This is a genomic window from Microcoleus sp. T3_B1, from assembly GCF_036700445.1.
Lineage (GTDB): Bacteria > Cyanobacteriota > Cyanobacteriia > Cyanobacteriales > Microcoleaceae > Microcoleus.
Genome location: NZ_JAUBOX010000048.1, coordinates 49,365 through 56,048 on the forward strand (window position 1 = coordinate 49,365; position 6,684 = coordinate 56,048).

A 6,684-nucleotide genomic window follows, 5' to 3' on the forward strand; every position below is an offset into this window, starting at 1 on the left:
AGAAAAGCTAAAAATTAAAAGTTAAAAATTAACAATGAGAATTTTTGATTTTTAATCTGTAATTTCAGGAAAGGTAGCCCGTTTCTTTTTCGTACACTTTTTGTTATTTACCTCCAGGCAAGCAGCTCTATGGCCGGTGATTACTATGAAATATTAGGCGTTTCTCGCAGCGCAGACAAAGAAGAAATTAAGCGTGCTTACCGCCGCCTAGCTCGCAAGTACCATCCAGATGTCAACAAAGAATCCGGTGCCGAGGAGCGGTTTAAAGAAATTAACCGCGCCTACGAGGTACTCTCAGAACCAGAAACCCGCGCTCGTTTCGACCGTTTCGGCGAAGCAGGCGTCAGCGGTGCAGGCGCACCTGGTTTCCAAGACTTTGGTGACAGCTTTGCCGATATTTTTGAAAGCTTCTTTCAGGGCTTTCAGGGAGGCGTCGGCCAACAACAGCAAGGTCGCAGGCGCAGCGGGCCGGTGCGCGGAGACGATTTGCGCCTCGATTTGCGGCTGGACTTTCGCGAAGCAGTGTTTGGTGGGGAAAAAGAACTCCGCATCAAGCATCTAGAAACCTGCGAGACTTGCACGGGGACTGGCGCGAAACCGGGAACCAGACCCCAAACTTGCTCGACTTGTACCGGCAGCGGTCAAGTCCGACGCGCTACCCGCACTCCTTTCGGCAGCTTTACTCAAGTTTCAGTTTGCCCCACTTGCAACGGCACCGGGCAAGTGATTGAGGATAAGTGCGAAACTTGCGGCGGCCGGGGCCAGAAAGAAGTGATGAAAAAGCTGAAAATCACAATTCCGGCTGGGGTTGACAACGGTACTCGCTTGCGCGTTTCCAATGAAGGGGATGCCGGCAAACTGGGCGGGCCGCCAGGGGATCTTTACGTGTTCTTGGCGGTGAATGAAGACCCGCTATTTAAGCGCGACGGCACTAACGTTAGCTCGGAAGTTAAAATTAGTTATTTGCAAGCAATTTTGGGGTGCCGGTTGGAAGTTGAAACCGTAGACGGGCCGACGGAATTGTTGATTCCTAGCGGAACTCAGGCAAATACTGTTCTGACTCTTGAGAAAAAAGGGGTGCCTCGGTTAGGAAATCCAGTCAGTCGCGGCGATCATTTGATTACGGTGTCTATTGACATTCCGACTAAGGTGACGGCTGAGGAACGGGAATTGCTGATGCAGCTTGCTAAGCTGAAGGGCGATCGTACTGGTAAAGGCGGCTTGGAAGGATTTCTGGGCAATTTGTTTCAGAAATAAGCAATTTTTGACACCAATTGGTGTCAAATTTTCCTGTTTCAGGATTCCCCAGGCATTTGTTTTAGTATCTGTCAAAAAATTGTGTGCAATTGCTCACAAAAATCTCAGGTGGGACGCTTCCTGGGCATTGCGTTTCAGCAGCCCTCAAAAAAGTGAGCGCAATTGCGCTCACTTTTTTCAGAAAGAATAATAGTCGGTGTCCAATTGGACACAAAATTTTAGATTCTCCAGTTTCCACGCAACTTGTTTAAAAAACTACGGCTTTCAGGATTTGAGATTGCAAAAAGCATTATGAATTCAACATCGAAAATTGAAAATCCCAAATCCCCAGATGCCAAAATCGATCTGCGGGGTACTCCGTGTCCTCTGAATTTTGTCCGCACTAAACTGCGCTTGGAGCAAATGGCACCGGGATCTGTTTTGGAAGTGTGGCTGGATGCTGGGGAGCCGATCGAACAAGTACCTGATAGTCTCAAAATGGAAGGCTACCAGATTCTCGAAACGCAATTTGTCGCTGATCAGCCGGAGTCGGGCTATTTTTCAATGAAAGTGCAGCGCCCAGAAGACAAGGAAGCAGGATGAGCCTGAATTCACCCTCGATCGTGGGTACTGTAATTGCTGTTCAGGCTAACTTCTACCAAGTGAGGTTAGATCCCGAAGTCTCCATTGACGGGAAAAATGCTCCCCTCGCGGATTCTCCGACTCTCCTGTGCACTCGCCGCACTCGACTCAAAAAAATTGGCCAACAGGTGATGGTGGGCGATCGCGTGGTGGTAGACGAACCGGACTGGACTGACCGCCGGGGTGCAATTTCTGAAGTATTCCCGCGCCAAACAGAACTCAACCGCCCGCCTGTAGCTAATGCCGATCGCATTCTCCTCGTTTTTGCCCTCGCTGAACCAGACTTAGATCCCGCGTCATTAACTCGGTTTTTAGTCAAGGCAGAATCTACAGGTTTAGAGGTGAGTTTGTGCCTGAACAAATGCGATTTGGTCACGCCCCAGGAGTTGGAACAGTGGCGCGATCGGCTTTCAGGCTGGGGCTACGAACCCATGTTTATTAGCGTCCGCAGCGGTGCAGGAGTTCAGGAAGCTCCCGCTAAGGATCAAAATGAAATTTTTGCCTCTGAACCGCATTTCAATGACTTAGCGGAGAAAATAGAGCCATCTCTGCTGAGTTCTGAGGATAACCCCCAAGTTCCAAATTCGGTCAAGCCGTTACATCCGTTAAACCCCGTACATAGCCCGTTGCCGAACTTGCTTCTAGACCACCTGCAAGGGAAAATAACGGTAATTTGTGGCCCTTCTGGGGTTGGCAAGTCCAGCTTAATCAACCAACTGATCCCGGCCCTGAATCTGCGAGTGAACGCTGTTTCCGGCAAACTCGGCCGCGGGCGCCACACGACTCGCCACGTCGAACTATTTGAACTTCCCGGCGGCGGACTTTTGGCCGATACTCCGGGCTTTAATCAGCCGGCTCTCGAATGCGATCCCTCAGAGTTAGCGGAATATTTCCCAGAAGCGCGCCAGAGGCTAGCTTTGGGTAGCTGCCAGTTTAGCGACTGTTCGCACCGAGACGAGCCTAACTGTGTGGTGCGGGGAGCTTGGGAGCGCTATGAGTATTACTTGCAGTTTCTCGAAGAGGCGATCGTCCGCCAACAAGCTCTGCAAAACTCTAGCAGTGCCGAATCGAGTTTGAAGCAGCAAACCAAGTCGGATGGTACGCAGCATTACGAACCGAAGCTGCAAACAAAAAAATATCGCCGCTCTTCCCGCCGCCTTCAACACCAATCGCTGCAAAATATGTGTCAAGATTTAGACGAGTTGTGAGGAAGTCGCCGCCCATCGCGCGCCGGCACTAGAAAACAGTACCAAGACTTACCCGGAAACCGGGTTTGCTCGACGAAAATACTTCGTTGTACCCCGATGCCCATTTCCCAAAATCGGCTTTCTTTAGTCGCGAGTGCGTAAGTCCTGAGTACATTAATAGCTAAAATTAAATGGCCTTAGATTTGTTAAAAAAAGTAGAACAGAAGCAAAAGTTAGCGGGTACTGCAGGAGCAAAAATATTGTGAATATTCAAGAACTGTTTCAAAAAGGCGGCCCCGCCATGTGGCCCCTGTTGCTGTTATCGATTTTATCTTTGAGTACAATTATCGAGCGCTTGTGGTTTTGGGCAAGCCTCCTGAGCAAAGAAAAGCAGATAGTTAACCGGATTCTTGAAGCGGCTCGCAGCGATTGGGGGGCTGCTAACGAGATTGCCAGACAAGCTAACCGACAGCCGATCGGGCGATTTCTTTCTGCACCCCTGCGGCTCTACAATCCCGAACCAGACTTATTTCGACTTGCACTCGAAGCTGCAGCCGATGAAGAGTTGGCTTCGATGCGCCGCGGTGACAAAATCTTAGAAGCTACGATCGCTCTAGCCCCGTTGCTGGGCTTGCTGGGAACAGTTTTGGGCTTGATTAACTCGCTCAGTTCCATCCGTCTGGGCGACATCGGCACGGCGGCAACAACTGGCGTAACTTTGGGGATTAGCGAGGCGCTGATCACGACTGCTACTGGGATGATAGTAGCAATTTTTAGCTTGGCCTTTTATAGGATATTTCAAGCTTTTTTGTTCAACCAGGCCAAAATATTTCGCAAAGCTGGAAATGAACTGGAATTGCTTTACAGGCAATACTGGCCTGCAGCTAATGCTAAGGGTCGAGCACCCGGTGCAGAATACAGCAATTCTTCTTTTGGTGCAGATGGTTTGAACAGGCGTTCTCTCAATTCTCAAGAATCGGGAGAACGGAATCGGGAGCCGAAATTGAAAGGTTCCGATCCGGCTGAAGATTCACCTTCTAATAATTAGAATCAAGGAGAACTGATGAAGATTAATCTAGATACTCCTGCGGAAGAGGCTCGGATTGAACTGGTGCCTTTAATTGACGTGATCTTTTGCATTCTGACGTTTTTTCTCCTGGCGGCTTTGCAACTGACTCGGCAGCAAGCCATTAATGTGGATTTGCCTAAAGCGAAGACAGGACAAGTACAGATGCGAGAGATGCTGATTGTCAGCATTGACGATTTCGGTCAAACTTATATCGACCAATTGCCTGTTAATTACCAACAACTCGATCGAGTTTTAAAGAGTTTCCAAAGCCAAAATCCTACGGGGTTGATGGTGCTGTACGCTCCTCAAAATGCGAGATATGCCAAAGTTGTGGAGGTTTTAGACAAATTGAGAGAGGTAGGGGGCGATAGAGTTGCCCTGGCAACTCTTCCTAGTTCGGCTCCCTCCCCATTGCCCAATACCTCGCTTCCCAATTCTGGCATTCCTGCGGCACCTGCGATCGGCAATTCCGGTCAACCTCTTCCGTCTCCTGTGCCTCCGGGGCAGCAACAGTTCAATCCCAATCAGTTTCAATCCCCTCTCCCCACTCCACAGCAGCAGTTCAATCCGAATCAGTTTCAATCCCCTCTCCCGGCTCCACAGCAGCCTAGTAACTTTGGGGAAAATCAGGGCATACCTCCTGTTTCGCCTGCGCCCGCTGCTCCCAATTTCAGACCCGGAATCGCCACTCCACCGCAGGATGGCGGGCCGTCGAATTAGTTAGGAAGAAGGTTCGGCAACGGATTGTGTAACGGAGGTAACGGATGTAACGGATGTCAGTCCGATGGAAGTCGAAAGAAGGGAGAAGGAAGAAGGGAGAACAGAGAAATAGAAATTTTCCCAATCTCCCCATCTGCCCCTCTCCCCATCTTCCACTCTCCTCATCTCCCCCTCTCCCCCTCTCCCCCTCTCCCCCTCGCGGAGAGAATCTCCGCCGGATTTGGTATAAAGGGCTTCAATTCTTTTGGTTCGTACTGAGCCTTTTTTCTCTTGACAAGTAGATACACTTGTATATGCCTGCGGAAGGAACTTTTGCAGACATCTCGGCATCTCTATCCCTAAGTAAGTTATTTCTTAGGACATATGGTAATTTTGTCAAATCATTGTTACCTTTTGTAATATAGACTAAAGCCAGATGGGAAATCGGGCATCCCGAAACCAATGGTCGATCGCTGAAACAACTTACAAATCTGGTTAATCCAGGTGTTCACTTTTAAGTCACCTTTACTTACAGAGGAGTCAAAGTCATGAGCCAACCAGCAGAATTGTCTTTGGAACAGCAATTTAGCCTGTGTTCCTTCAAAACACAGGTAAGTGACATGAGCCGTGAACAAGCTCAGGAGTTTTTGGTCAAGCTTTACGAGCAAATGATGCTACGAGAAACCATGTACCGCCATTTTCTGAAACACCACTGGGGTTTAGAACCTAACCCAGGCGTTGAATAACCAAGAGTCGCAGTCGGCGACCTCCGTCTCTTACTCTGTTCCCTCAAGCGGAAAGGAGTTGGGGGTGATGGGGCGTCACTCGAAGGCAGAAGGTAGAAGGCATCTGTACAGACGTGAGGAAAATTTTACAATTCCTTTGTGGATTTCACTGAATGTGGAAGTCGAGGTCAGCAGTTTGTCGATCGACACCACCGGAGATCGCAAAGATAATTTATCGCGCCTCGCCTCGAAAATTGGATAACTCTTAATAATAAGTGTTAATTTTTTAACCCATTAAAATTTTTAACTATTAAATATATTTGTCTTTAGTTGCAGCGGATGAGGTCTGACAGCAATGGCGCTAGTCGGACATCTGAGCGCGACCTGCTACACAAATACTAGACAAGTCTCGACATTTGCTTCTTACTTCATCGGGAGCATGGGAGCGGTTATCCCTCAGTAAGCTTTCACGGTTTAGCCAACCGCGATAACATAATTGCTGCGTTTAAATCTCTGTCCATCGAATGACCACAACTTCCACAGTTATAAGTCCTTTCTTTGAGTGGCATATCTTGGATGTGTCCACAGTTTGAACAGGTCTTGCTCGACGGGAACCATCGGTCGGCAACGATTATTTCACAGCCAAACTTTTTAGCCTTGTACTCTAACTGGCGTTTGAATTCATGGAATCCACAATCAGCTATTACTTGAGCTAGTTTATGATTGGCTAACATCCCGGAAACATTCAAATTTTCTACTACTATTTTTGCGTGGTTTTTGCATAAGTAAGTAGTGATTTTATGCCGAGTGTTTTTTCTAAGATTTGCTACCTTAGCGTGATGCTTTGCTAATTGAATTTTGGCTTTGTATCTATTCTCGGAACCCTTGACTTTTCTGGCAATAACCCTTGACAACCTCTTGAGTTTTGCGAGATGTGCTTTGTAGTGCTTTGGGTGAGGAAATACTACGCCCGTTGAAAGTGTAGCTAACTCTTTGACTCCCAAATCAACTCCTACAACATCATGACTTTTGATTGTTGGTTCATGATGTTGTTCGTAGGCAAATGCGATAAACCAACTATCGGCAGTGCGCGAAATGGTAATTGACTTGCAAGTTGTATGAGGCA

The 6,684-nt window shown here is 48.1% G+C and carries 8 protein-coding genes; 7 read left to right on the forward strand and 1 reads right to left on the reverse strand.

All coding sequences use genetic code 11. The features are described from left to right. The first annotated feature begins 129 nt into the window (after window positions 1-129). The 7 genes from dnaJ to QT990_RS22910 all read left to right on the forward strand — a co-directional run bounded on the left by dnaJ (window position 130) and on the right by QT990_RS22910 (window position 5,820). Complete coding sequence (gene dnaJ / locus QT990_RS22880) at window positions 130-1,257, forward strand: molecular chaperone DnaJ (RefSeq protein ID WP_333042223.1); 1,128 nt, start codon at window positions 130-132, stop codon at window positions 1,255-1,257. A gap of 291 nt (window positions 1,258-1,548) precedes the next feature. Further along, a complete protein-coding gene (locus tag QT990_RS22885; RefSeq protein ID WP_333465778.1) occupies window positions 1,549-1,839 on the forward strand; it encodes a sulfurtransferase TusA family protein in 291 nt (96 codons plus the stop codon). Continuing rightward, entirely contained in the window at window positions 1,836-3,086 is a 1,251-nt protein-coding gene (gene rsgA / locus QT990_RS22890) for a ribosome small subunit-dependent GTPase A (RefSeq protein ID WP_333465779.1), read from the forward strand. Before QT990_RS22885 ends, rsgA begins: the two co-directional genes overlap by 4 nt. 241 nt (window positions 3,087-3,327) lie before the next feature. Further along, entirely contained in the window at window positions 3,328-4,113 is a 786-nt protein-coding gene (locus tag QT990_RS22895) for a MotA/TolQ/ExbB proton channel family protein (RefSeq protein WP_333145347.1), read from the forward strand. Window positions 4,114-4,128: 15 nt separating this feature from the next. Further along, a complete protein-coding gene (locus QT990_RS22900; RefSeq protein WP_333465780.1) occupies window positions 4,129-4,854 on the forward strand; it encodes a biopolymer transporter ExbD in 726 nt (241 codons plus the stop codon). Between the two features lie 527 nt (window positions 4,855-5,381). After that, entirely contained in the window at window positions 5,382-5,579 is a 198-nt protein-coding gene (locus QT990_RS22905; RefSeq protein WP_006635253.1) for an NblA/ycf18 family protein, read from the forward strand. 67 nt (window positions 5,580-5,646) lie between these two features. Then, window positions 5,647-5,820 (forward strand): hypothetical protein, encoded by a 174-nt coding sequence (locus QT990_RS22910; RefSeq protein WP_333145345.1) that lies wholly within the window; start codon window positions 5,647-5,649, stop codon window positions 5,818-5,820. Between the two features lie 205 nt (window positions 5,821-6,025). On the opposite strand, the gene QT990_RS22915 is transcribed toward QT990_RS22910, so the two are convergent. Continuing rightward, window positions 6,026-6,684 (reverse strand): RNA-guided endonuclease TnpB family protein (locus tag QT990_RS22915; protein ID WP_333465781.1); only part of this gene is annotated, 659 nt, incomplete at its 5' end.

Coding starts and splice junctions, on each gene's coding strand:
- dnaJ (WP_333042223.1), top strand. CDS start 130: ATGGCCGGTGATTACTATGAAATATTAGGCGTTTCTCGCAGCGCAGAC.
- QT990_RS22905 (WP_006635253.1), top strand. CDS start 5,382: ATGAGCCAACCAGCAGAATTGTCTTTGGAACAGCAATTTAGCCTGTGT.
- QT990_RS22900 (WP_333465780.1), top strand. CDS start 4,129: ATGAAGATTAATCTAGATACTCCTGCGGAAGAGGCTCGGATTGAACTG.
- rsgA (WP_333465779.1), top strand. CDS start 1,836: ATGAGCCTGAATTCACCCTCGATCGTGGGTACTGTAATTGCTGTTCAG.
- QT990_RS22910 (WP_333145345.1), top strand. CDS start 5,647: ATGGGGCGTCACTCGAAGGCAGAAGGTAGAAGGCATCTGTACAGACGT.
- QT990_RS22885 (WP_333465778.1), top strand. CDS start 1,549: ATGAATTCAACATCGAAAATTGAAAATCCCAAATCCCCAGATGCCAAA.